This window comes from Mesorhizobium sp. M0854, from assembly GCF_040319815.1.
GTDB lineage: Bacteria > Pseudomonadota > Alphaproteobacteria > Rhizobiales > Rhizobiaceae > Mesorhizobium.
This window is the reverse complement of the sequence record NZ_JAMYOL010000004.1, coordinates 217287-239113: the sequence shown is the minus strand read 5'-3', so window position 1 is coordinate 239113 and position 21827 is coordinate 217287. Positions and strand designations below refer to the sequence as shown.

The following is a 21827-nucleotide window of genomic DNA, read 5'->3' as shown; positions in this document are numbered from 1 at the left end:
AGTGCCGGAGATACGGTTTTATTGGCCTTCCCGCCCGGAACATTACCGAGATTTAATCGAAACCGGCTCTGGCTCAAAGATTCCGCAGCACCGGCGCCGCCTTGTGGCCCAGCACCCGCCACGTGCCGGCAAGGCCGATGCCGACCGTGACCACCAGCGAAAAGCCGATGGTCGCCACCGCCACCTCGGGCATGAAGTGCGATGGCAGCGTCATGATGCGCGCGACGACGAACCATGCCGCCACAGCGCCCGCCGCCAGCGCGAAGATCGCGGTAGCAAGGCCGATCAGCATGTATTCCAGCGAAGACGCGGCGATCAGCGTTTTTCTGGTCGCACCCAGGGTCTTCAGCACCACCGCGTCGTGAATGCGAGCCCGGTTGCCGGCGGCGAGCGCCCCGGCCAGCACCAGCACCGAGGCGATCAACGCCACCCCCGCTGCTGCCCTGATTGCTGTGCCGAGCTGCGCCACCAGCCGGTTGACGATTTCGAGCGCGTCCTTGACCCTGACCGTCGTCACCGCGGGAAAGGCACGCGTGACGGCGTTGAGAAGATGCGCATCGTCGGCTGCCGACGCATTCGTCTCGGTCAGCGTCGCCAACCAGCCATGCGGCGCACCGGCGAACGTGTTGGGCGAGAACACCATGACGAAATTGATGCCTATGGTTTCCCATTCGACCTGGCGGAAATTGGCGATCTTGGCCGTGATGTTGCGGCCGAGCACGTTGACGGTGATGGTGTCGCCGAGCTTCAGCCCGATCTCTTTGCCTTCCTCGGCGGAAAACGAGACCAGCGGCTCGCCGGCATAGTTCTCCGGCCACCAGCTGCCCTCGGTCAGCGTCGCATTCTCCGGCAGCTTTGCGTCATAGGTCAGGCCACGGTCGCCGCGCAGTACCCAGGCGCCTTCGGCCGGAACCTTGACCTTGTCGACATCGACGCCGTTGAGCGCCATCACCCGGCCGCGCAGCATCGGCACCTTGATCAGCCTGCCTTGCGGTGCCTCTTTGCCGACCAGCGCGGAGAAGGCATCGACGTCACTGCTCTGGATATCGACGAAGAAGAAGTTCGGTGCCCTTTCCGGCAGGCTGCCCGAGATCTGCCGCCTGAGATTGCCGTCGATCAGCGCCAGCGTCACCAGCAGCGTCAGCCCGAGTCCCAACGACAGCACCACGGACGGCGTCAAGGCGCCAGGCCGATGGATGTTGCCGATGGCGAGTCTGAGCGCGGTCGAGCGCACGCGCGGGCTTTTCTTCGCCGCCCACTGCACCAGCGAGCCGACCACACGCAGCACCAGGAACGAAAAGATCGTGGCGCCAACGAAGATCGAGGCAATACGGCGGTCGCCGGAAAACAGGATCGCCAGTACTGCGAGCAGCAGCGCGATGCCCAATGCCGCGGCGATATAGAGCGGGCGGGGAAAACCGCGGCCCTCGAAACCCATTTCGCGAAACAGCGCCGTTGCCGGCACATCGCGGGCGCGGCCGAGCGGCAGCAAGGCGAAAGCCAGCGTCACCAGCAGCCCGAACAGCGCTGCCATGCCGAGGGCGCCGGGATAGAACCCACCTTCCGCCGGCACTGGAATGACCGATTGGAGTGCCGCGCTGGCCGCGAACGGCATCAGCGCGCCAAGCACAAGGCCTAGCGTGATGCCGAGGGCGGCGATCATCAGGATCTGCACCAGATAGACGGCAAAGACGAAGCCGCCCGAAGCCCCCAGGCTCTTGAAGGTGGCGATGACGCCGCGCTTGCCGTCGAGATAGGCACGCACGGCATTGGCCACGCCGACACCGCCGACCACCAGCGCCGTCAACCCAACCAGCGTCAGGAATTGCGAAAACCGCTCGATATTCGAGGACAGCGCCGGCGCCGCGTTGCTGCGGGTGCGGATCGACCAGCCGGCCTGCGGGAACTGTTTTGTCGCCTGCTCCTGGATTGCCTTGATCTGTGCCTCAGTGGTGCCGCCGGGCAGGCGGACCTTATAGGCATTCTCGACCAGACTGCCCGGCTGGATCAGGCCGGAAGCGGCAAGCCCGTCGGTCGACACCATCAGCCGCGGCGCAAAACCGAAGCCATCCGACACTGCATCCGGCTCGTTGACCAGCCTGGCACGCAGCTCGAACGTCGCGCTGCCGAGCTTCAGCCGGTCACCGATGCCAAGGTTCAGCCGCTCGAACAAGAGGTCCGGCGCGGCGGCGCCGAAGACCCCGGATTTTTCGCCGAACAGATCTTCTCGCGACAGCACCGGCTCGGTCTCCAGCGCGCCGTAGAGCGGATAGGCGCCGTCGACCGCCTTGGCCTCGACCAGCGCCTGGTCGGAGCCGTCCTCGAGCCTCGCCATCGAGCGCATATTGGCACTGTGCGAAACCGTGCCAAGCTGGTCGAGGAAGCTGCGTTCCGATCTGGTCGGATCGCGCTGGTTGAGCTGGAAGCGGAGATCGCCGCCGAGCAGCGTCTGGCCCTGGTCGGCAACACCGGCGGAAATCGCTTGCGCCACCGAATTGACGCCGCCGATCGCAGCGACGCCGAGCGCGATGCAGGCAAGGAAGATCAGGAAGCCGGACAGCCCGCCACGCATTTCTCGCAGCGAAAACCGAAAGGCGAGCCTCAGCGTGCGCGCCAGCGGCATCATGCGGTCACCCTGCCAGCCCTGGTGGCCGGCTTAGGCGCGTCTTCGATCAGCCCCGACCGCATCGACACCTGGCGCGAGCAGCGCGCCGCGAGTACCGGGTCATGCGTGACCAGCACCAGCGTCATGCCGCGTTCGGCCGCCTTGGCAAACAGCAGGTCGGCGACGTGCCGCCCCGTTGCCTGGTCGAGATTGCCGGTCGGCTCGTCGGCGATCAGGATGCGCGGCGACGGCGCCAGCGCCCGGGCGATCGCCACGCGCTGCTGCTCGCCGCCAGACAATTCGCCGGGGTAATGGGTGACGCGATCGCTCAAGCCCACCGCCGCCAGCTCGCGTGCCGCCACGCCGAATGGATCGACATGGCCGGCAAGCTCCAGCGGGACGGCTACGTTTTCCAGCGCCGTCATATTGGGGATGAGATGGAAAGACTGGAACACAATGCCGATGTTTCGTCCCCGAAACGATGCGATCTGATCTTCGCTTTTGCCGTTGAGCAGCTCGCCAGCAATTCGGACCGTGCCCGAATCGACCCTTTCAAGCCCGGCCAAAACCATCAGCAATGTCGACTTTCCCGAACCTGAAGGTCCAACGATGCCTGTCGCTTCGCCGCCCGCCACATCGAGGCTGACGCCCTTCAGCACATGGACCGAGGATGCACCTTCGCCGAGCGTCAGCGATACGTCTTTCAGCGAAATGACGGCTTCTTCCAAAATCAAATCGTCCTATATGGGGGATGAAGGCTAGAGCATCCGATGCTCGACAAAGACGAAAACCTGCCTTCGCCAACAGATGTTCCTGGTCATATGGGGCCTGCCGCATGGCTTTCAAACACACCTTTGCCGCAGCCTTCGCCCTTTTCCTCGCCATTTGCGGCGCCATCTCGTCGGTGCGCGCCGAACCGTTCACCATTGTCGGTTTCGGCGACAGCTTGATGGCGGGTTATGGCCTCGGGCCAGGTCAGGGCTTCACCGAGAAGCTGCATGCGGCGCTGCGCGCCAAGGGCTACGATGTCACCGTCGCCAACGCCGGCGTCTCCGGCGATACGACGAGCGGCGGCCTGTCGCGGCTCGACTGGTCGGTGCCGGACGGCACGCAACTCGTCATCCTGGAGCTCGGCGCCAACGACATGCTGCGCGGCGTTTCGCCCGCCATAGCGGAAAAGAACCTGGACGCCATGCTGGCAAAGCTGAAGCAGCGCAAGATCGCCGTCTTGCTGGCCGGAATGCGCGCGGCGCCCAATCTCGGCGCCGACTACCAGAACGCCTTCGACGCAATCTTTCCGCGATTGGCTGAAAAATACGGCGTGCCGCTCTATCCTTTCTTTCTCGAGGGCGTTGCCGGCCAATCCGTCCTGCAACTCGAGGACGGCCTTCATCCAAGTGCCCGAGGCGTCGACCGTATCGTCGCGGGTATCCTGCCCAGCGTGGAGAAGGCCATTGTAACGGTGCGGGATAATTCCTGAAGGCGAGGGTTCGCCGCCGCACCACATTCCGCAGGGGAAGCGTTTAGGCAGGCCTGCGACCAACAAACCGCTTGCCCCGTTCGAATATCGATGATTCGCTAGGGACAAGAGTTCGATTCGAGGACAGGAGGCTTCCCATGCCGCGTCTTTTTACCGCCCTCGAAATACCGCGTGATGCCGCTCTTTCGCTGTCCCTGCTCAGGGGCGGCCTGCCCGGAGCCCGCTGGATCGACGTCGAAAACTATCATCTGACGCTGCGCTTCATCGGCGATGTCGAGGGCCATGTCGCCGACGAAATCGCCAACGCGCTCGACCGTGTTCACCGCGCCTCCTTCCCGCTGACGTTGTCCGGCGTCGGCGCCTTCGGCCAGAAGAAGCCGCATGCGGTGTGGGCCGGGGTCGCGGCTTCGCCCGATCTTTCCGCATTGCAGGCCGAGATCGAGCGCATCTGCCAGCGGCTCGGCATCCCGGCCGACCCGCGCAAGTTCATGCCGCATGTGACGCTGGCCCGCCTGCGCAACTCGAGCCCGCTCGACGTTGCCCAGTACCTGTCGGCGCGCGGCAATTTTTCGACGCTGCCGTTCCGGGTCGGCCGCTTCGTGCTGATGTCGTCGCGCGATTCGGTCGGCGGCGGCCCTTACGTCGTCGAGGAGGCCTGGCCGCTTTCAGGTGCCGACAGCCGGGTCGCCAGCCGTTTGGTCGGCGCCGCCGACGCTTCGCGGATCATGCGGTAGACGGACATGGCCAGGGAGAAACTAGCAAAAGAGGCGATCCGCGCCGAACTTGCCGGCCTCGACGGCTGGTCGCTGGCCAAGGATGGTGGCTCGATCACCCGCAGCTTCACCTTCAAGAATTTCTCCGAAGCCTTTGCCTTCATGACCCGCGTTGCCCTGGCCGCGGAGAAGATGGACCACCATCCCGACTGGTCGAACGTCTATAAGACGGTAAACGTGACGCTCAACACGCACGACGCCGGCGGCCTGACCGCGCTGGATTTCGATCTGGCCAGGAAAATGAACCGCTATTTCGGCGGCTGAGCCTATCTGCACCTTGCAGCGAGGTTCGGCTTTCACCACATTTTGCCTCGCGGTCACGCGTGAAGTCACGCGACGGCCGCAAGGAGAGGTTGATGGCGCAAAAATCCGGTTTTGATTTCTTCGGCCTCGGCAGCAAGCCGGGCAACGAGAGCGAAGTGCGCGAAAAGTTCTGGCGTACGGCGAAGAAGGCCGCCCGGCATATCCCGTTTATGGAAGAGGTGGTCGCCGCCTATTACTGTGCCATGGACAAGAAGACGCCGCTTCGCGCCAAGGGCACCTTGCTTGCTGCGCTCGGCTATTTCGTGCTGCCGACGGACGTCATCCCCGATTTCATCCTTGGGCTAGGCTTCACCGACGACATCGCCGTGCTGACCGCCGCGATTACCGCCGTCAGCGCCCACATCACGCCGGCGCACCGGCTCGCCGCCAGGCAGGCCATCGCCGACAAGAGCTGAGCCGGTGCGGCGCAAAAAATCGCGTGAGAACCGACTTTCCGGCCGTCAAACCCACCGCCGCACCCGCGCCTTGTAGGCGCGATAGACATCTCCGAACTTCCGCTCGAGGTAGCGCTCTTCCGGCGCGATGACGCCGGTATTGATCACCCACAGCAGGGGGACGACGAGCGCGATAGCCCAAAGACTTCCGGCCGCGACGCCGAGGCCCAAATAGATGAGGGTCGCTCCCAGATAGAACGGGTTCCTGGTCCGCCGATAGATACCGTCGACGACCAGCGCCGTCGTTGGCAAGGTCGGTGGTATGTTGGTTCCAGCGGCCTGAAAGCGGCCCGCTGCCATAAAGATGAACACGAAGCCGCACACCGCGAGCACGGCGCCGGTCAGATAGCGGGCGAGCGCCTGCCCGGCCATGACCGGGAGCGGCACGAGCACCTCGAGCACGGTTGCCGCCACCAGGAAGCCGAGGAAGATCAAAGGTGGCAGCGCAATGACCCCGGCCACGTCGGGGGCGCCCGATCCGCCCGCCGCCTCCCCGCCATCCGACCGGGGCACCGCGCCACCGGCCGCCACGCGGACGGCGACACGAACGCCGAACACGATCGCCAGGACGACTGTGCCGCCCGCCAGGATCAGAACTGTCTCGGAAATGGCCATGGCCAAATCTCCCGTAAGCCGCCGGGGAGGGCACCCTGGCCGAGCGCCGTGGCGGCGAACGCAGACATGGTACCGCCTGCAGGGAAATTCGTCACGCACCTCAAAAAGCGAGAATCGCCGCGAGACCTAGCTGCTTGAAAAGTCAAACTCTTGCCGTTTTCGTGGCCTCCAAGTCGCGGCAGGGACATTGCGCCAGCCGCTTTTTCGAGCGGCAGCGCGAAGACGGCGGCGGTTTCCTGGCGTGAACATCCTTTTCTAAGGGGAAATTCACCGTTTGGTAACCCAGATTAAATCAAAATGAAGCGACGGGCAGGACGCCGAGCCGGCCTGCCGCCGCACCAGTGGAATACGGGAAAAGCGATGCGCGGATTGATTGCTATAGTTTCCAGCCTGGCCCTGGTGGCCTTGACGGCGCCCGCGCTGGCGCAGTCGGCAACCAAGATCGGCCAGCATAATGCCTGGGGCACCTACAGTTATCAGGCGTCGGGCGGCGGCAAGGTCTGCTATGTCCTGACGGTGCCAACCGACAAGCAGCCGCCGACGCTCGATCACGGCGACATGTTCTTCTTCGTCAGCCAGCGGCCGGGGCAGCAAGTGTCCTACGAGCCGCAATTCATTGCCGGCTATACCTTCCAGGAGGGTTCCAAGGCCACCGTCACCATCGACAAGAAGTCTTTCTCGATGTTCACGCGCGGCAAGTCGGCCTGGGTCGAGAACGCTGCCGAGGAGCCGGTGCTGATCGCCGCGATGAAGACCGGCACCGACATGAAGGTGTCGGCCAAGTCCGGCCGCGGCAACACCACCACCTACGTCTTCTCGCTGAAGGGCATCTCGGCGGCGCTGGCCTCGATCGCCAAGTGCAAGTAGGCGGTTAGGCGCGGTCTTCCCTTCTCCCCTTGTGGGAGAAGGTGGATCGGCGCGCAGCGCCGAGACGGAAGAGGGGTGTTGGACGGAACGCCGTCGGCGCCAAGCTGGAACACCCCTCATCCGACCGAGCTTCGCTCGGCCACCTTCTCCCACAAGGGGAGAAGGAAGACCCCCGGCATGACTCCGCCGCTAACCTGTGCTATGCGCCGCGCTTCATTTCGGGCACGATGCTGTATTCGGCCGCAAATCGCTTATATTGGCGCAACAATGACCCTTTCATTCGATCTTACCGCCGAAGGCGCGCGTGACGCGTTGCGCACCCGCACGACGCCTGAAAAACCGTCGCTGATCGGCTTGACGCGCGCCGAACTCGGGGCCGCCCTCGTCGCCGCCGGCATCGTGCCGGAGCGCCAGGCGAAAATGCGCGCCCAACAGCTCTGGCATTGGATCTATGTGCGCGGCGTTTCCGACTTCGCCGGCATGTTCAACATCTCCAAGGATCTGCGCGCCGCGCTCGACAGGCATTTCACCGTCGCCAGGCCCGAGATCGTCGAGGAGCAGATTTCCTCCGACGGAACCCGCAAATGGCTGTTCCGCTTTCCGCCGCGCGGCGCCGGCCGGCCGGTCGAGATCGAGACCGTCTACATTCCCGAAGAAGGCCGCGGCACGCTCTGCATCTCTTCGCAAGTCGGCTGCACCCTGACCTGCTCCTTCTGCCACACCGGCACGCAGAAACTGGTGCGCAACCTGACCGCCGAGGAAATCCTCGCCCAGCTCTTGACCGCCCGGGGCCGGCTTGGCGATTTCCCCGACCGCGACACGCCCGACGGCGCCATCGTGCCGGCCGAGGGGCGGAAAGTGTCCAACGTCGTCATGATGGGCATGGGCGAGCCGCTCTACAATTTCGAGGCGGTGAAGAAGGCCCTGCTTATCGCATCCGACGGCGACGGGCTTTCCCTGTCGAAGAGGCGCATCACGCTGTCGACCTCGGGCGTCGTGCCCGAGATCTTCCGCACCGGCGAAGAGATCGGCGTCATGCTGGCGATCTCGCTGCACGCCACCAATGACGATCTGCGCGACCTTTTGGTGCCGATCAACAAGAAGTATCCGCTGAACGAACTGATCGCTGCCTGCCGCGCCTATCCAGGCCTGTCGAACGCCAAGCGGATCACCTTCGAATATGTCATGCTGAAGGACGTCAACGATTCCATCGACGACGCCAAGGCGCTGATCAAGCTGCTCAAGGGCATTCCGGCCAAGATCAATCTGATCCCGTTCAACCCGTGGCCGGGCACCAACTACCAGTGCTCGGACTGGGAAACGATCGAGAAATTCGCCGATTACATCAACAATGCCGGCTATGCCTCGCCGATCCGCACGCCGCGCGGCCGCGATATCCTCGCCGCCTGCGGCCAGCTCAAGTCGGACTCCGAGCGCATGCGCAAGGTCGACCGGCTGGCGCTGGAAGCGATGATGATCGCGGGGCATGGCGAGGCGTGAACCGCCTCGTCGCCTATCTGATCCGCTTCGCCGTCATCCTTGTCGGCTACGGCGTTGCATCGCTGGCTGCCAGCGCCTTCCTCAACATCATGTTCCTGGCGTCTCTGGGGCTGATGACGGACGAGACGCAACCGGCGGCGCAGGCGTCGCTGTGGTTTTCAATCCCCTTCGTCGCGCTGTTCGTCGCCTATTTCGCCTTCATGCCGGCCGCCATCGCCATCCTCGTCTCCGAGATCCTTGGCCGGCGTGACTGGCTGTTCTATGCGCTGGCGGGTGCTGTGGTCTCGGCGGTCTTCCTTGGCTTCGTCCACCAGACGGCCGATGCCAATTTCGAGGTTACCAATACCAGCGTCATGCTGGCGGTGATCGGCTGCGGCATGGTCGGCGGTATTTTCTACTGGCTGAGCGCCGGGCGCTCGGCCGGAAGCTGGCGTCAGATCGGACGCCCTATTTCGCCTGGGCCGTCAGGATCTTGAGCGCGAAGGCCGAAAAAACTCCGGCAAACAGATAGTCGACGACGCGGGTCACACGCGGGCTGGATTTCATCGCGGCCGAGAATTTTTCGGCCGCCAGCACCATCGGCGCCGTCACCGGGATCGCCAGCACGACGAACATCGCGCCGAGGAAGAACAGCTTTCCCGGCGCGTTGGGATCATGCGCGGAGACGAATTGCGGCAGGAAGGTCATGAAGAACAGGATGATCTTCGGGTTGAGCAGATTGACCCCGAGCCCCGCCGCCCAGCTGCGGAACAGCGAGATCTGCGGCCCGCTCTTCTTCTCCGGTGAAAACGCCGACCCTTTTGTGATCGCCTGCCATGCCAGGAAGACCAGATAGCCGGCGCCAAAAATCTTCAGCACGAAGAACGCCATCGGCGAGGCGACGATCAGCGCCGAGACGCCGACCACCACCAGCGTGGTGTGAATCAGCGTGCCGCACAAGGCGCCGGCCATCGAGGCAAAGCCGGTGGCGCGGCCCTGGCTCAGCGTGCGCGACACGAACAGCGTCATATCAGGCCCAGGCGTGATCGCCAGGATGAAGGTGGCGATGGAGAACTGGATAAGCGTCGTACTGTCGGGGATGAAGGACATGGTTCGTCTCGTAGCGGCAAAAAGACGGCGCAGCCATAGCGCAAGAGCCGTGTCCTCGCCAGCCTCTGGGCGATACAGCATCTGGTCCAGGCATCGTTCGTCCCTTGCGCTGGCCTAAAATGGCGTGATACCTCGCCCGCGAAGAACCCCTGTCGCGGAACCGCCCACCATGTCGAAAGCAAAAGCCGTCAAGAAAGTCGTGCTCGCCTATTCCGGCGGCCTTGACACCTCGATCATCCTGAAATGGCTGCAGACCGAGCTCGGCGCCGAGGTCGTGACCTTCACCGCCGATCTAGGCCAGGGTGGCGAGCTGGAGCCGGCCAGACGCAAGGCCGAGATGATGGGCATCAAGGACATCCGCATCGTCGATGTCCGCGAGGAGTTCGTATCCGATTTCGTCGTTCCGATGTTCCGCGCCAACGCCGTCTATGAAGGCACCTATCTGCTCGGCACCTCGATCGCCCGGCCGCTGATTTCGAAACATCTTGTCGAGATCGCAAAAGAGACCGGCGCCGATGCCATCGCCCATGGTGCCACCGGCAAGGGTAACGACCAGGTTCGTTTCGAGCTCTCAGCCTATGCGCTCAATCCCGACATCAAGGTTATCGCGCCGTGGCGCGACTGGTCGTTCAAGTCGCGCACCGATCTCATCAACTTCGCCGAGCAGCACCAGATCCCGGTGCCGAAGGACAAGAAGGGCGATGCGCCGTTTTCCGTCGACGCTAACCTGCTGCACTCCTCCTCCGAGGGCAAGGTGCTGGAGGACCCGTGGAGCGAGCCGCCGGAATTCGTCCACCAGCGCACCATCTCGCCGATGGATGCGCCGGATGAGGTCACCGAGATCGAGATCGAATTCCTCAAGGGCGATCCGATCGCGCTCGACGGCAAGAAACTCTCGCCGGCGACGATGCTGGCGGCGCTGAACGATCTCGGCCGTGACAATGGCATCGGCCGGCTCGACCTGGTCGAGAACCGTTTCGTCGGCATGAAATCACGCGGTGTCTACGAGACCCCCGGCGGCACCATCCTGATCGCCGCCCATCGGGCGATCGAATCGATTACGCTCGACCGTGGTGCGGCCCACCTCAAGGACGAGTTCATGCCGCGCTATGCCGAGCTGATCTACAACGGCTTCTGGTTCGCGCCCGAGCGGCTGATGCTGCAGGCAATGATCGACAAGAGCCAGGAAGACGTCGAAGGCACGGTGCGGCTGAAGCTCTACAAGGGCAACGTGATTGTCACCGGCCGCAAGTCGAGGAAGACGCTCTATTCCGACGCGCTGGTCACCTTCGAGGACGACCGCGGCGCCTATGATCAGAAGGACGCAGAAGGTTTCATCCGCCTCAACGCGCTCAGGCTGAGGACACTGGCGGCGCGTAACCGTAGAAAATAGCCAGTTTCTCTGCACAGTGATTTTGACGGGTTGGAAGCGGCAGCAACCGTCGATAGTTCCGTCAGCGGCCAATTTCAGCTGCAAATCGCAACCTCGGAGATTTGCTGAGACACCCCTCGACTTCGTCATCCCAGGCCGGAGCAAGGAGCGAAGCGACGCGGCGCAGACCTTGGGATCCATGCCGTTCCCTAGCGGCAGTGCTCCTGCGGACCGGAGTCTACCACCCCGTTCCGCGAAAAAGCTCGAACCACTCCGGGTTGGTCTTCTCGATCAGCTCGTACCGCGCTTCTGGCTCGCGGTCATGGTGGCATGGCCGGTGACGGTTGAAGGGTAGCCGGCGCTGGTGCAGACGCAAGCGCCGTTCTGAACCGCTGCCTTCTTCGGCTGACGTAACGGCATGGATCCTCGGGTCTCCGCAACGTCGCTTCGCTCCTGCTCCGCCCGAGGATGACGAAGATGTGGTGGCTTATCGCTAATCGCAAACCTTGGCGATTGGCAGCCCGATCGGCAGGCTCCCATCCACAGCCCTTTCAGGCTCTGTCAAAGAACCAAACCTCTGTGCAGAGGAACTAGTACTGTTGCAGCGTAATTTTGCCGGCAAACGGCAACCTTGAGATTGGCCGAAGCCTCCCTCGCTTCGTCATCCCAGAGCGGAGCAGGAGCGGAGCGACGTTGCGAAGACCCGAGTATCCATGCCGTTACCCTCGCGGCAGGGGCCCCGGCGGGATTCAATCCGGCCGTGAAATGCTCTGGATAGACCACCCGCAAAAAAGCCCGGCGCATGGCCGGGCTTTCTGTCGAATAGAGATTTTCTATCAGTCGGCATCGATCGCCGTGGCCATACGGGCGATGGCCTGTTGATAGACGCTCGCCGAATTCCAGCCAGCAATTGCGCCCATATTCGCCTGCGCGCTCGCGCCGGCCCGCCAACCATGACTCTTGAGGAAGTTGGCGGTAGAAGCCAACGCAGTGCTCTTGTCGCGCAGGTTTTTGTTTCCGACACCATACGTCAAAACATTTCCGGGCAGGAACTGCGTGTGGCCAATCTCGCCATGCGCGGCACCGACCGACGAGGCGCTCAACGCTCCGCGATCAACCAGCTTCAGGGCCGCAATGGCATGCGGGTAGAAGAACTCCGGACGGCGGCAGTCATAGGCCAGCGTTAAAATGGCGGAGACCGTATTCTGGTTGCCCATGGCGGAACCGAAGCCGGTCTCCATACCCCAGATGGCGAGCAACACGCCCGGCGACACGCCGTAATTCCGTTCGATCTTGTCGAACAGCGCAGCATTGGCCTTCTTCAGCGCACGGCCCCTGGCAATGATCGCGGACGCGCCACGGCGCTTCATGAAAGCTTCCACCGAGCCGCTGAAAGCCTTATGGATGGCGCGGTCGACGGAGATCGTCTTTGTCGCGTAGGTTGCGCGAGCCAGAGCGGCCAGACCCTTCGAGCCGACACCGTCGGCCTTCGCCTCCGCGGCGAACTCCGGTTTCCATGCCTCGAAGCCGGCGCCGCTCTTGCCACAGCTGGCCGCCGCCTGCGCGCCCGTCGCCAGCGCAAGCACCGCCACCACCGTGGCCACTACAAACATCTTCCCCTTGGCAAGAAATGCCATGCTGCTCTCCTGGTTGCCTGAATCACGTTCCCAATTGCGAACTTGCCTGCGAAACACCTGCTTGTCACTGCCCCGGCGCCACGCCGATGCACTCAATACAGCAGGAACCTCAAATCCACCACACTGGCGGACGCCCGGGAATTTGCCTACGATCAAGTAATTATTGTGGCGGGACAGAATAAGCATGGAAGACGTTGATGTCGTGATCATCGGCGGGGCGCTGAGCGGTTTGTATGCTATGCGGCGGCGCGGCCCGGCCACTCGCAAGCGCGCCACGCTGATGCAGCCCGTGGCGGAAAAGATCTTCTTCGCCGGCGAGCATTTGGCCTGTCCGCTGATGCAGACCTGCGGCGGCGCCAGATTGTCGGGCGAGGCAGTGGCCAAGGAGGTCGTCGCCCAGCTTGCGGCAAAATAGCATCTGCCGGCAGGAACGTCGGCAGCTGACAGGCGTTTGGCGTTCTCCTGCTCGTATCGTCCTCCGCATTTCGAATGATTTGAGACGCCAATGAAGCTTTTCGACTGCCCGCAGTGCGGCCACCGTCTCTATTTCGAGAACGCGCAATGCCTGAACTGCGCCAGCCTCGTGCTCTACGATCCCGAGCATGCGCGCTTCGCGCTGTCCGGGGCCGAGGTCTTCCATTGCACCAATGCCGACGAATGCGCCTGCAACTGGATGGCGGAGCCCGGCCACGCCTTCTGCCGCGCCTGTGCGCTGAACCAGCTGATCCCGGATCTGTCGGTCGACGGCAATCGCCGCCGCTGGATCCGTGTCGAGGCGGCAAAGAAGCGTGCCGTCTATTCGCTGCTCGCCTTCGGCCTGCCGGTCGCACCCAAGCAGGACGTTGGCGACGAGATCGGTCTCGCTTTCGATTTTCTTGCCGATCCGATCGGCGGCGGTCCGGGCGGCGAACGTATCCTGACGGGTCATGACAACGGCCGGATCACGCTCAACGTCGCCGAGGCGGATTCGGCAGAGCGCGAACGGCGTCGCGTCGAGATGGGCGAGAACTACCGCACGCTGCTCGGCCATTTCCGCCATGAGTTCGGCCATTATTACTGGGACCGCCTGATCCGCGACGATTCGCAAAAGCTTGCCGGTTTTCGCGCTTTGTTCGGCGACGAGCGCGCCGGCTACGAACAGGCGCTGAAGACCTATTATGCCGATGGCGCGCCGCCCGACTGGCAGCAGCGCCATATCTCGGCCTATGCGACGTCGCACCCATGGGAGGACTGGGCCGAGACATGGGCGCATCACATGCACATCACCGACACGCTGGAGATGGTGCATGCCCTGAATTTCCCGCTCGGCCGGCTGGAAACCGTTGAAGCCAACGAGCTGCCGCGCGCCGATACCGGCGGCAAGCTGCAGCCGGCACCATCGGAACCCGCCTCCAGGCCAGAGCCTTTCGAAAGGATTCTCGACCGCTGGCTGGTGCTGTCGGAGGCGTCCAACTCGATCAACCGCTGCATGGGCCTGCCCGATCTCTATCCCTTCGTCATCTCGGACGTGGCGGCGCAAAAACTTGCTTTTGTTCACGAGCTTTTGACCGACCTGCCGAAAACGACTGGAACAAATCGTGAGCCGGCCGAAGCCTTTTAGCCGGAACGCATGCGGCTTTGCTTCGTTTTCCGTGCCAAGGGACTGTGAAACGGAGAGAAGACCATGAAACGCATATTGTTTCCGGCGGTGGCCGGAGCGCTCATGGCGATGTCGGGCTCTGCCTTGGCCGACACCGCCGTCTCGGCCATCACTGATCTCAATGTACGCGCCGGCCCCGGCCCGCAATATCCGGTGATCGGCGTGCTTGCGGCCGGCCAGTCGGCGACGCTCGACGGCTGCATCGCCAACAGCAAATGGTGCACCATCGCCGAGGCCAACGGCCAGGGCTGGGTCTATTCCGACTATGTGACGGCCGATTTCGGCGGCAGCCGTGTGGTCCTGACACAGCGTCCGGCCAGCGCCGACATTGCCGTCGTGACGCCGCCCGCCGATAGCGTCGAGTATTCCGACAGCTATACCGGAGCAATCGTCGCCGGCGAGGCGATCGAGCCTATCCGGAGACCGCCGGCCGAGATCCGTACCTATGTACGTACGCATCGGCTCGATCCGGTCTATCTCGAGGGCGAGGTGGTGACGGGCGCGACGTTGCCTGACACCGTCGAGCTGCGCGAGATTCCGGACTATGATTACCGCTACGTCTATGTGAACGGCCAGCCGGCACTGGTCGATCCGGGCAGCCGGCGTATCGTGTACGTCGTGCGCTGACGATACAAACAGGGCGGTCGCCCTGTAATGGCGGCCGCTCGCACTCCCGACATTGCCACAAGCCGGCATTGCCGCTGCAATACCGGTTTCCACATTGGGGCCGATGTTCTAGACCTTGCGAGCCGAAGCACCAGCCAGCGAGCCCGCGTGACGATCGACCCAACCGCCTTCCAACAGTACCGGCACACCGCCAACAACAAGACCACTTTGCCGCGGCTTCTGCTTGGAGCGGTGGTCGTCATCCTGTTCTGGCTCGGAACCACTGCCGCCGTGCTGTTCGGCGGCACCTATGCCTTTGCCGTTTGGCAGGCATCGTCTGGCACCGCCCCGCCAGGTGGAGGAGCGGTGCAGGATTTCATGGCCTCTCCTGCGGGCATCCTCGCGGCGCTGGCTTCATTTGCCGGAATCTGGCTCGGCCTTTGGGCTGCCATGCGCTGGATCCATCGCGAGAAGCTGACAGCCCTGATTGGCGTCAGCCGGCGCATTTCTTGGTCGGGGTTCCTGAGAGGACTGACCGCGGTGCTGATCACCTCGCTGCTTTCCGAGATCCTGCTTTATGGTTTGCAGCCCGACATCGCGCGCGGCGCGATCGGCCTGTCCGCGTGGCTTTCGTTCCTGATCCCGATCGCCGCCCTGACCTTTCTGCAGACCTCGTCGGAGGAGATGCTGTTTCGCGGTTATCTGCTCAGGGGCCTGGCGAGCCGGTTCCGGAACCCTTTCATCTGGGCGCTGCTGCCGGGATTGCTGTTCACCTCCCTGCACTGGAGTCCAGGTTCGAGCGCTGCCATCAATGCCTGCGTGCTGGCCTCGATCGCCGCCTTTGCGCTGCTGCTGACGCTTCTGGTCTATGCAACCGGCAATCTCGGTGCCGGCTTTGGCGCCCATCTCGGCAACAATCTGACCGGCTTCCTGCTGATTTCGCACCAGCAAAGCTATAATTCCTTCGCCCTGTTCAACGCCAAGCCGCTCGAAGCCGCGGGCTGGACGACTTCAGACGCCGTCCTCATCGCTTCGATCGGCATCGTCAGCAGCCTGTTGACCGTTCTGCTGCTTTTACATCCGCGCTCACCGCTGAAGGTCGAGCCGGATATGGCGCGCGCCGGCAGCGTGCGCTGATGTGCATTGCCTGGTCGTCCTGAGCTATTTGACGCAAAGCTTGACCAAAGCTTGACTCTGCGGCCGATTTCCTGTCTACACGCCGCGAATTCCGCGACGAGTATTCCTCCGAGCAAACCGACCGGGACGCCGAAACCTCCTTGAGGTGAAGTGCTGTAAATCGATCCCGGAGGCCAACACCCGGCAGCGCTGTGCGCCCCCGGGTGCTTTTTGGCTTTGGGCTTTGCCCGGACCGGCTTTTGCTTGGACAGTTGGCGCGAACGCATTACCTCTCGGGCATCATCCGGGTGCCAGGGAAAAGGAAGAAGAATGTTTGAATCGCTACAGGAACGCACAAGAGGCGTGGAGGGCCTTCGGCCCGACAGGGGTCAAAATGAATCCAAGGCGCTGTCGCGCGGCGGGTTGACCAATGTTTGAGTCCCTGCAAGAGCGCCTTGGTTCGATCCTGAACGGCCTCACCGGCCGCGGCGCCTTGTCGGAGGCTGATGTCTCGGCGGCGTTGCGCGAGGTGCGCCGTGCGTTGCTCGAGGCCGACGTGGCGCTGGAAGTTGTGCGTTCCTTCACCGACAAGGTGCGCGAGAAGGCCGTCGGCGCCGCCGTGGTCAAGTCGATCAAGCCCGGCCAGATGGTCGTCAAGATCGTCCATGACGAGCTGGTCGAGATGCTCGGCGCCGAGGGCGTCGCCATCGACCTCAATGCACCGGCTCCGGTCGTCATCATGATGGTCGGCTTGCAGGGTTCCGGCAAGACGACGACCTCGGCCAAGATCGCCAGGCGCCTCGCCGACCGTCAAAACAAGAAAGTCTTGATGGCCTCGCTCGACACGCGGCGTCCCGCCGCGCAAGAGCAGCTCCGCCAGCTCGGCGAGCAGGTCAAGGTCGCCACATTGCCGATCGTCGCCGGCCAGACGCCGGTCGATATCGCCCGCCGCGCCGTGCAGGCGGCCAAGCTCGGCGGCCATGACGTCGTCATCCTCGATACCGCCGGCCGCACCCATATCGACGAGCCGTTGATGGTCGAGATGGCCGACATCAAGAAGATGTCGTCGCCGCACGAGATCCTGCTGGTCGCCGATTCGCTGACCGGCCAGGACGCCGTCAATCTGGCAAAAAGCTTCGACGAGCGCGTCGGCATCACCGGCCTCGTGCTGACCCGCATGGACGGCGACGGCCGCGGTGGTGCGGCGCTCTCGATGCGCGCCGTCACCGGCAAGCCGATCAAGCTGATCGGCACCGGCGAAAAAATGGACGCGCTGGAGGAATTCCACCCCAAGCGCATCGCCGACCGCATCCTCGGCATGGGCGACATCGTCAGCCTCGTCGAAAAGGCGGCCGAGAACATCGACGCCGAGCAGGCGGCGGCGATGGCCAGGAAGATGCAGTCGGGCAAGTTCGACCTGAACGACCTCGCCGGCCAGCTTCAGCAAATGTCGAAAATGGGTGGCATGGGCGGCATCATGGGCATGATGCCCGGCATGGGCAAGATGAAGGACCAGATGGCCGCCGCCGGTCTCGACGACAAGATGTTCGGCCGCCAGCTCGCCATCATCTCGTCGATGACCAAGACCGAGCGCGCCAACCCCGATATTCTGAAGCACTCGCGCAAGAAGCGCATCGCCGCCGGCTCGGGTACCGACGCGGCCGAAATCAACAAACTGTTAAAGATGCATCGCGGCATGGCCGACATGATGAAGGCGATGGGCGGCAAGGGCAAAGGCGGCGGCCTGATGCGCGGCATGATGGGCGGCCTCGCTTCCAAGATGGGGCTCGGCGGCATGATGCCTGGCGGCCCAGGCGGTCCCGGAGGCGGCATAATGGGCGGCGGCATGCCGGACCTCTCCAAGATGGACCCCAAGCAGCTCGAAGCCTTGCAGAAGCAGGCGCAGGCCGCCGGGCTCGGCGGCATGAAGGGCCTGCCCGGTGGTCTTCCCGGTGGCGGTGGCCTGCCTGGGCTGCCCGGCGGCATGAAACTTCCCGGCCTGCCGGGCGGTGGCGGGCTGCCAATGCTTGGCAAGAATGGCCTCGGCAAGAAGAAGTGAGGGCGCCATGAACGAAGAGAAGGACATGGCGGACGCGCGTGCGGCGCTGGCCAATTATCGCGCCTCGATCGACAATATTGACGCGGCGCTGATCCACATGCTGGCCGAGCGCTTCCGCTGCACCAAGGCAGTCGGCGTGCTGAAGGCGGAACATGGCCTGCCGCCTGCCGACCCGGCGCGCGAGCAGGAGCAGATCGCCCGTCTTCGCCAACTGGCGAAGGACGCCCATCTCGACCCGGATTTCGCGGAGAAATTCCTGAACTTCGTCGTCCGCGAAGTGATCCGCCATCACGAGCAGATCGCCGCATCCAACGGCGTGACGAAAACCGGCTGAGGACCAGCCACCAACCGATCAACCAGATCAGAGCTTTTAGGAGAAAAGAAATGCCACTGAAAATCCGATTGGCCCGTGCGGGCTCGAAGAAGCGTCCCTATTACCATGTCGTCGTCGCCGACGCGCGTTCGCCGCGCGACGGCCGTTTCATCGAGTCGCTCGGCTCGTGGAATCCGCTGCTGCCCAAGGACGGCGAACGCGTCAAGGTCGACGCCGAGCGCGTCAAGCATTGGCTGTCGCATGGCGCCCAGCCGACCGACCGCGTGCTGCGCTTCCTCGATGAAGCCGGCATCGCCAAGCGCGAAGCCCGCTCCAACCCGAAGAAGGCCGAGCCCGGCAAGAAGGCGCAGGAGCGCGCAGCCTTGCTGAAGAAGGCGCAGGAAGATGCCGCCGCGGCCGTTGTCGCCGCTGCAGCCGCGCCGGCCGAGGCGGAAGCCGCCAGTGCCGAATAAATCATCTCCACAACCACGAAACGGCGGGCCCTGCCCGCCGTTTTGCTATTACATCCATATGATGCGGCCCGATCAATAGCCTTCCGGGCAACTCGCAACGTAGACACGACCGTTACGATCGCGATAACGGCATTGGCCGCTTTCGCTGGCACGGCCGATCAGCGCACCGGCCAAAGCGCCGGCCGCACCGCCGATCACCGCGCCCTTGGTCGGGTTGCCGGCCACAGCAGCGCCGACCGCCGCACCGCCCAGGCCACCAACTGCCGCGCCTTGCTCAGTACGGGAGCAGGCACCGAGCGGCACCAGCAGGGCCATCAAGATCATCACCTTTTTCATTGTCGTTCCTCTCCAACAGGGTGCCGTCCTCGCCGCTGCACCCCCTAACTCGCAACCAGGCGATTTGATCCAAAGAAGAAGATCGGCTGCCGCCCGGCGGCGCTCAATTTGATCCAAAGAGTAGAAAGGCGGCGGCAGACCGCGCCCGCTCTGGCGGCCTGGCCACCATCGAGCGGCTTTCGATGTCGCGCTACTGGCTGAACGGGAATAACGCGCGCACCCTTGGATCGCGCAGATACAGGCCACCCCAGAGGACGGCGCCGAGATAGACGCCGAACAGTATGTGCGAGAACAAAGGGCTGCCGATACGCACATGCGTGGCGACGGCGCCGCCGAGATAAGCGGTGAGCAGGATGGCGCCGAGCACCGAGGTGCGCGGCAGCGCGTAAAGCGCTGTCGAGACCAGTCCAATGATGCCGAGCATGCGCGAGACATTGGCATCGGCCGGCCAGCCGAGCTGCACCATGGTCTGGGTGACGATTTCGAGCGGCGGTAGCTTGATGACGCCGTCGAAGATCATGAACAGCACGACTACGGCGCTGAGCACGCGGCCGGCCCACAAGGCACGCGATGAGACGGGTGCTGCCTGAGACATGGTCATTGATGTTCCCTCCGGTCGTTGTGAGCACTGGCTCTCCGCCAGCTCGAACCAAGGACGCGGCCCATGACGGCGATCCGACATGCCTCCAATTCTTTTCACTCCAGGGGCGAACCTTGGGTGTTTACGTTCAGTCAGCAACGAACCTGGCCAAGTCCACCTTGCGGGGTGAGGTGGAGGGCGTTATTGAAAATCCGTAGAGGTGTCTTCCGAGCGCGCGACGGCAGCAGCAGCCTGATCGCACAGCGAAAGCAACCGATGGCCGGAGAGACCGACCTGAAACAGTTGCTGGCGGCAATGACGCCGGAATTGCTTGCCGGCGTTCATGTCTTCACCACGTTGCCACCCCATGCGCCCGTTCCCGACAGGCTCCACCCGGTGATGCTATTTCGCGAGCGCGAGGGCACGACGCTGATCGTGCTTGAAGACCATGCCAAGGCCGCTGGACTGAAAACCGTGTTCCGCTGCCGGATGCTGACGCTGAACATCCATTCGTCGCTGGAAGCGGTCGGCTTCCTCGCCGCCATCACCGCGCGGCTGGCCACCGCCGGCATCGGCGTCAATCCGGTCTCGGCCTTCTACCACGATCACCTGTTCGTGCCCGCCGACCGGGCGGAGGAGGCGCTGGAGTTGCTGTTGGACCTAGCGGAGGAGAACCGGCTGTGACACCGGCGCCTTGCTGCCTATTTGAGACGCCTGCGCTGCCCCTCATACGCCTGCCGGAACCTTCTCCCCGTGAACGGCGAGAAGGGCGCAAACGGCCGAAGGCCGAGCCCGCGACTGCGGGCCGCCGGCCTTCCGGCGCCCCCGCGGAGGCCAGCCGCGCTAGCGGCGATACGGCCGTGAGCGAACTATGCCGCCTTCTTCTTCGGCTGGATCAGCCCGCGCTCGACCAGCAGTTCGGCGATCTGCACCGCATTGAGTGCCGCGCCCTTGCGCAGATTGTCGGAGACGATCCACATCGACAGGCCGTTGTCGATGGTCGAGTCCTCGCGGATACGCGAGATGAAGGTGGCGTCCTCGCCGGCCGATTCCAGCGGCGTGATGTAGCCGCCGTCCTCGCGCTTGTCGATGACCTGGCAGCCCGGCGCCTCGCGCAGGATCTCGCGCGCCTCATCGGCGGTGATCGGCTTCTCGAACTCGATGTTGACCGCTTCCGAATGGCCGATGAACACCGGCACGCGCACGCAGGTCGCCGTCAGCTTGATCTTCGGGTCGAGCATCTTCTTGGTCTCGGCCACCATCTTCCACTCTTCCTTGGTGAAGCCGTCGTCGAGGAAGACGTCGATATGCGGGATGACGTTGAAGGCGATACGCTTGGTGAACTTCTTGATGTCGACCTGGTCGGCGACGAACACCGCGCGCGTCTGCGTGAACAATTCGTCCATGCCTTCCTTGCCGGCGCCGGAGACCGACTGGTAGGTGGCGACGACGACGCGCTTGATGGTGGCCGCGTCATGCAGCGGCTTCAGCGCCACGACCAGCTGCGCCGTCGAGCAGTTCGGGTTGGCAATGATGTTCTTGCGCGTGAACAGCGAGATCGCATCCGGGTTCACTTCCGGAACGATCAGCGGCACGTCCTGGTCGTAGCGGAAGGCCGACGAATTGTCGATGACGACGCAGCCCTGCTTGCCGATCTTCGGCGACCATTCCTTGGAGACGTTGCCGCCGGCCGACATGATGCAGATGTCGGTGTCGGAAAAATCATATTGGTCGAGCGCCCTGACCTTCAGCGTGCGGTCGCCGAACGACACTTCCGTGCCCTGGCTGCGCCGCGAGGCCAGCGCCACCACCTCGCTCACCGGAAAGCCGCGTTCCTCCAGTATGTTGAGCATTTCCCGGCCCACATTGCCCGTGGCGCCGACGATCGCAACCTTGAAACTCATCGAAATCTCCTGTCCCTCTCCGCTCGGTTTCTGGAGAAAACCCGCCGGCCGATGCGGGTTTCAACCCCCGGGCCGGACCCGGGAGAGGGTGGTTAGGCCAAGGGA

25 protein-coding genes are annotated in these 21827 nt (G+C 63.6%); 16 read left to right on the top strand and 9 right to left on the bottom strand.

From position 1 onward, the window contains the following. Window positions 1-73: 73 nt before the first annotated feature. Both NKH99_RS09635 and NKH99_RS09630 read right to left on the bottom strand, forming a co-directional pair. Window positions 74-2623: an ABC transporter permease gene (locus NKH99_RS09635; protein ID WP_353013935.1), complete on the bottom strand. Its 2550-nt coding sequence runs from the start codon at window positions 2621-2623 to the stop codon at window positions 74-76. Continuing rightward, window positions 2623-3333 (bottom strand): ABC transporter ATP-binding protein, encoded by a 711-nt coding sequence (locus NKH99_RS09630; RefSeq protein WP_352920405.1) that lies wholly within the window; start codon window positions 3331-3333, stop codon window positions 2623-2625. Before NKH99_RS09630 ends, NKH99_RS09635 begins: the two co-directional genes overlap by 1 nt. 107 nt (window positions 3334-3440) lie before the next feature. Here NKH99_RS09630 and NKH99_RS09625 point away from each other — a divergent pair, with 107 nt between their 5' ends. The 4 genes from NKH99_RS09625 to NKH99_RS09610 all read left to right on the top strand — a co-directional run bounded on the left by NKH99_RS09625 (window position 3441) and on the right by NKH99_RS09610 (window position 5577). Beyond that, window positions 3441-4085 (top strand): arylesterase, encoded by a 645-nt coding sequence (locus tag NKH99_RS09625; protein WP_353013787.1) that lies wholly within the window; start codon window positions 3441-3443, stop codon window positions 4083-4085. A 137-nt stretch (window positions 4086-4222) separates the two neighbouring features. Further along, window positions 4223-4819 carry an RNA 2',3'-cyclic phosphodiesterase gene (gene thpR, locus NKH99_RS09620; protein WP_353013785.1) on the top strand — a complete coding sequence of 199 codons (597 nt, stop codon included), beginning with the start codon at window positions 4223-4225 and terminating at the stop codon, window positions 4817-4819. Between the two features lie 6 nt (window positions 4820-4825). After that, window positions 4826-5122, top strand: coding sequence for a 4a-hydroxytetrahydrobiopterin dehydratase (locus NKH99_RS09615; RefSeq protein WP_023679826.1), 297 nt, complete (start codon window positions 4826-4828; stop codon window positions 5120-5122). Between the two features lie 92 nt (window positions 5123-5214). After that, entirely contained in the window at window positions 5215-5577 is a 363-nt protein-coding gene (locus NKH99_RS09610) for a YkvA family protein (protein ID WP_352819219.1), read from the top strand. 45 nt (window positions 5578-5622) lie between these two features. Here the strand turns inward: NKH99_RS09610 and NKH99_RS09605 are convergent, their stop codons facing one another. Then, window positions 5623-6231 carry a methyltransferase family protein gene (locus NKH99_RS09605; protein ID WP_352819221.1) on the bottom strand — a complete coding sequence of 203 codons (609 nt, stop codon included), beginning with the start codon at window positions 6229-6231 and terminating at the stop codon, window positions 5623-5625. A 360-nt stretch (window positions 6232-6591) separates the two neighbouring features. On the opposite strand from NKH99_RS09605, the gene NKH99_RS09600 reads away from it, so the two are divergent. From NKH99_RS09600 to NKH99_RS09590, 3 genes are all read left to right on the top strand, one after another. Continuing rightward, on the top strand, window positions 6592-7098 hold the full coding sequence (locus tag NKH99_RS09600) for an invasion associated locus B family protein (protein ID WP_023721899.1): 507 nt from the start codon (window positions 6592-6594) through the stop codon (window positions 7096-7098). A gap of 267 nt (window positions 7099-7365) precedes the next feature. Continuing rightward, window positions 7366-8598 (top strand): dual-specificity RNA methyltransferase RlmN, encoded by a 1233-nt coding sequence (gene rlmN, locus NKH99_RS09595; protein ID WP_353013782.1) that lies wholly within the window; start codon window positions 7366-7368, stop codon window positions 8596-8598. After that, entirely contained in the window at window positions 8595-9074 is a 480-nt protein-coding gene (locus NKH99_RS09590; RefSeq protein ID WP_352719384.1) for a hypothetical protein, read from the top strand. The genes rlmN and NKH99_RS09590 overlap by 4 nt, the downstream gene beginning before the upstream one ends. On the opposite strand, the gene NKH99_RS09585 is transcribed toward NKH99_RS09590, so the two are convergent. After that, window positions 9046-9687, bottom strand: coding sequence for a LysE family translocator (locus tag NKH99_RS09585; protein WP_352479689.1), 642 nt, complete (start codon window positions 9685-9687; stop codon window positions 9046-9048). The two genes, NKH99_RS09590 and NKH99_RS09585, sit on opposite strands and share 29 nt — an antisense overlap. A 169-nt stretch (window positions 9688-9856) precedes the next feature. Between NKH99_RS09585 and NKH99_RS09580 the strand changes: the two genes are divergently transcribed. Next, window positions 9857-11080: an argininosuccinate synthase gene (locus NKH99_RS09580; protein WP_353013779.1), complete on the top strand. Its 1224-nt coding sequence runs from the start codon at window positions 9857-9859 to the stop codon at window positions 11078-11080. Window positions 11081-11350: 270 nt separating this feature from the next. On the opposite strand, the gene NKH99_RS09575 is transcribed toward NKH99_RS09580, so the two are convergent. Continuing rightward, window positions 11351-11479: a hypothetical protein gene (locus NKH99_RS09575; protein WP_352541978.1), complete on the bottom strand. Its 129-nt coding sequence runs from the start codon at window positions 11477-11479 to the stop codon at window positions 11351-11353. A gap of 416 nt (window positions 11480-11895) precedes the next feature. Further along, on the bottom strand, window positions 11896-12696 hold the full coding sequence (locus NKH99_RS09570; protein WP_352470839.1) for a lytic murein transglycosylase: 801 nt from the start codon (window positions 12694-12696) through the stop codon (window positions 11896-11898). A 184-nt stretch (window positions 12697-12880) separates the two neighbouring features. On the opposite strand from NKH99_RS09570, the gene NKH99_RS09565 reads away from it, so the two are divergent. The 7 genes from NKH99_RS09565 (at window position 12881) to rpsP (ending at window position 18902) form a co-directional block, all read left to right on the top strand. Then, complete coding sequence (locus tag NKH99_RS09565) at window positions 12881-13111, top strand: hypothetical protein (RefSeq protein WP_353013777.1); 231 nt, start codon at window positions 12881-12883, stop codon at window positions 13109-13111. Window positions 13112-13201: 90 nt separating this feature from the next. After that, entirely contained in the window at window positions 13202-14296 is a 1095-nt protein-coding gene (locus NKH99_RS09560) for a zinc-binding metallopeptidase family protein (protein ID WP_353013775.1), read from the top strand. Window positions 14297-14359: 63 nt separating this feature from the next. Next, complete coding sequence (locus NKH99_RS09555) at window positions 14360-14962, top strand: DUF1236 domain-containing protein (protein WP_352470842.1); 603 nt, start codon at window positions 14360-14362, stop codon at window positions 14960-14962. A gap of 147 nt (window positions 14963-15109) precedes the next feature. Continuing rightward, a complete protein-coding gene (locus tag NKH99_RS09550; RefSeq protein ID WP_353013773.1) occupies window positions 15110-16078 on the top strand; it encodes a CPBP family intramembrane glutamic endopeptidase in 969 nt (322 codons plus the stop codon). A gap of 409 nt (window positions 16079-16487) precedes the next feature. Next, window positions 16488-18116: a signal recognition particle protein gene (ffh, locus tag NKH99_RS09545; protein WP_353013771.1), complete on the top strand. Its 1629-nt coding sequence runs from the start codon at window positions 16488-16490 to the stop codon at window positions 18114-18116. Between the two features lie 7 nt (window positions 18117-18123). Then, entirely contained in the window at window positions 18124-18450 is a 327-nt protein-coding gene (locus NKH99_RS09540) for a chorismate mutase (protein WP_254817890.1), read from the top strand. A 50-nt stretch (window positions 18451-18500) separates the two neighbouring features. Further along, complete coding sequence (gene rpsP, locus NKH99_RS09535; protein WP_352470845.1) at window positions 18501-18902, top strand: 30S ribosomal protein S16; 402 nt, start codon at window positions 18501-18503, stop codon at window positions 18900-18902. A gap of 72 nt (window positions 18903-18974) precedes the next feature. On the opposite strand, the gene NKH99_RS09530 is transcribed toward rpsP, so the two are convergent. Then, window positions 18975-19238: a YMGG-like glycine zipper-containing protein gene (locus tag NKH99_RS09530; protein WP_023680734.1), complete on the bottom strand. Its 264-nt coding sequence runs from the start codon at window positions 19236-19238 to the stop codon at window positions 18975-18977. A gap of 190 nt (window positions 19239-19428) precedes the next feature. Then, window positions 19429-19839, bottom strand: coding sequence for a DoxX family protein (locus NKH99_RS09525; protein WP_353013768.1), 411 nt, complete (start codon window positions 19837-19839; stop codon window positions 19429-19431). Between the two features lie 255 nt (window positions 19840-20094). Between NKH99_RS09525 and NKH99_RS09520 the strand changes: the two genes are divergently transcribed. Further along, on the top strand, window positions 20095-20502 hold the full coding sequence (locus NKH99_RS09520; RefSeq protein WP_352470915.1) for an ACT domain-containing protein: 408 nt from the start codon (window positions 20095-20097) through the stop codon (window positions 20500-20502). Window positions 20503-20687: 185 nt separating this feature from the next. Here NKH99_RS09520 and NKH99_RS09515 read toward each other — a convergent pair whose 3' ends face one another. Further along, a complete protein-coding gene (locus NKH99_RS09515; protein WP_352470847.1) occupies window positions 20688-21722 on the bottom strand; it encodes an aspartate-semialdehyde dehydrogenase in 1035 nt (344 codons plus the stop codon). Window positions 21723-21827 lie beyond the last annotated feature (105 nt).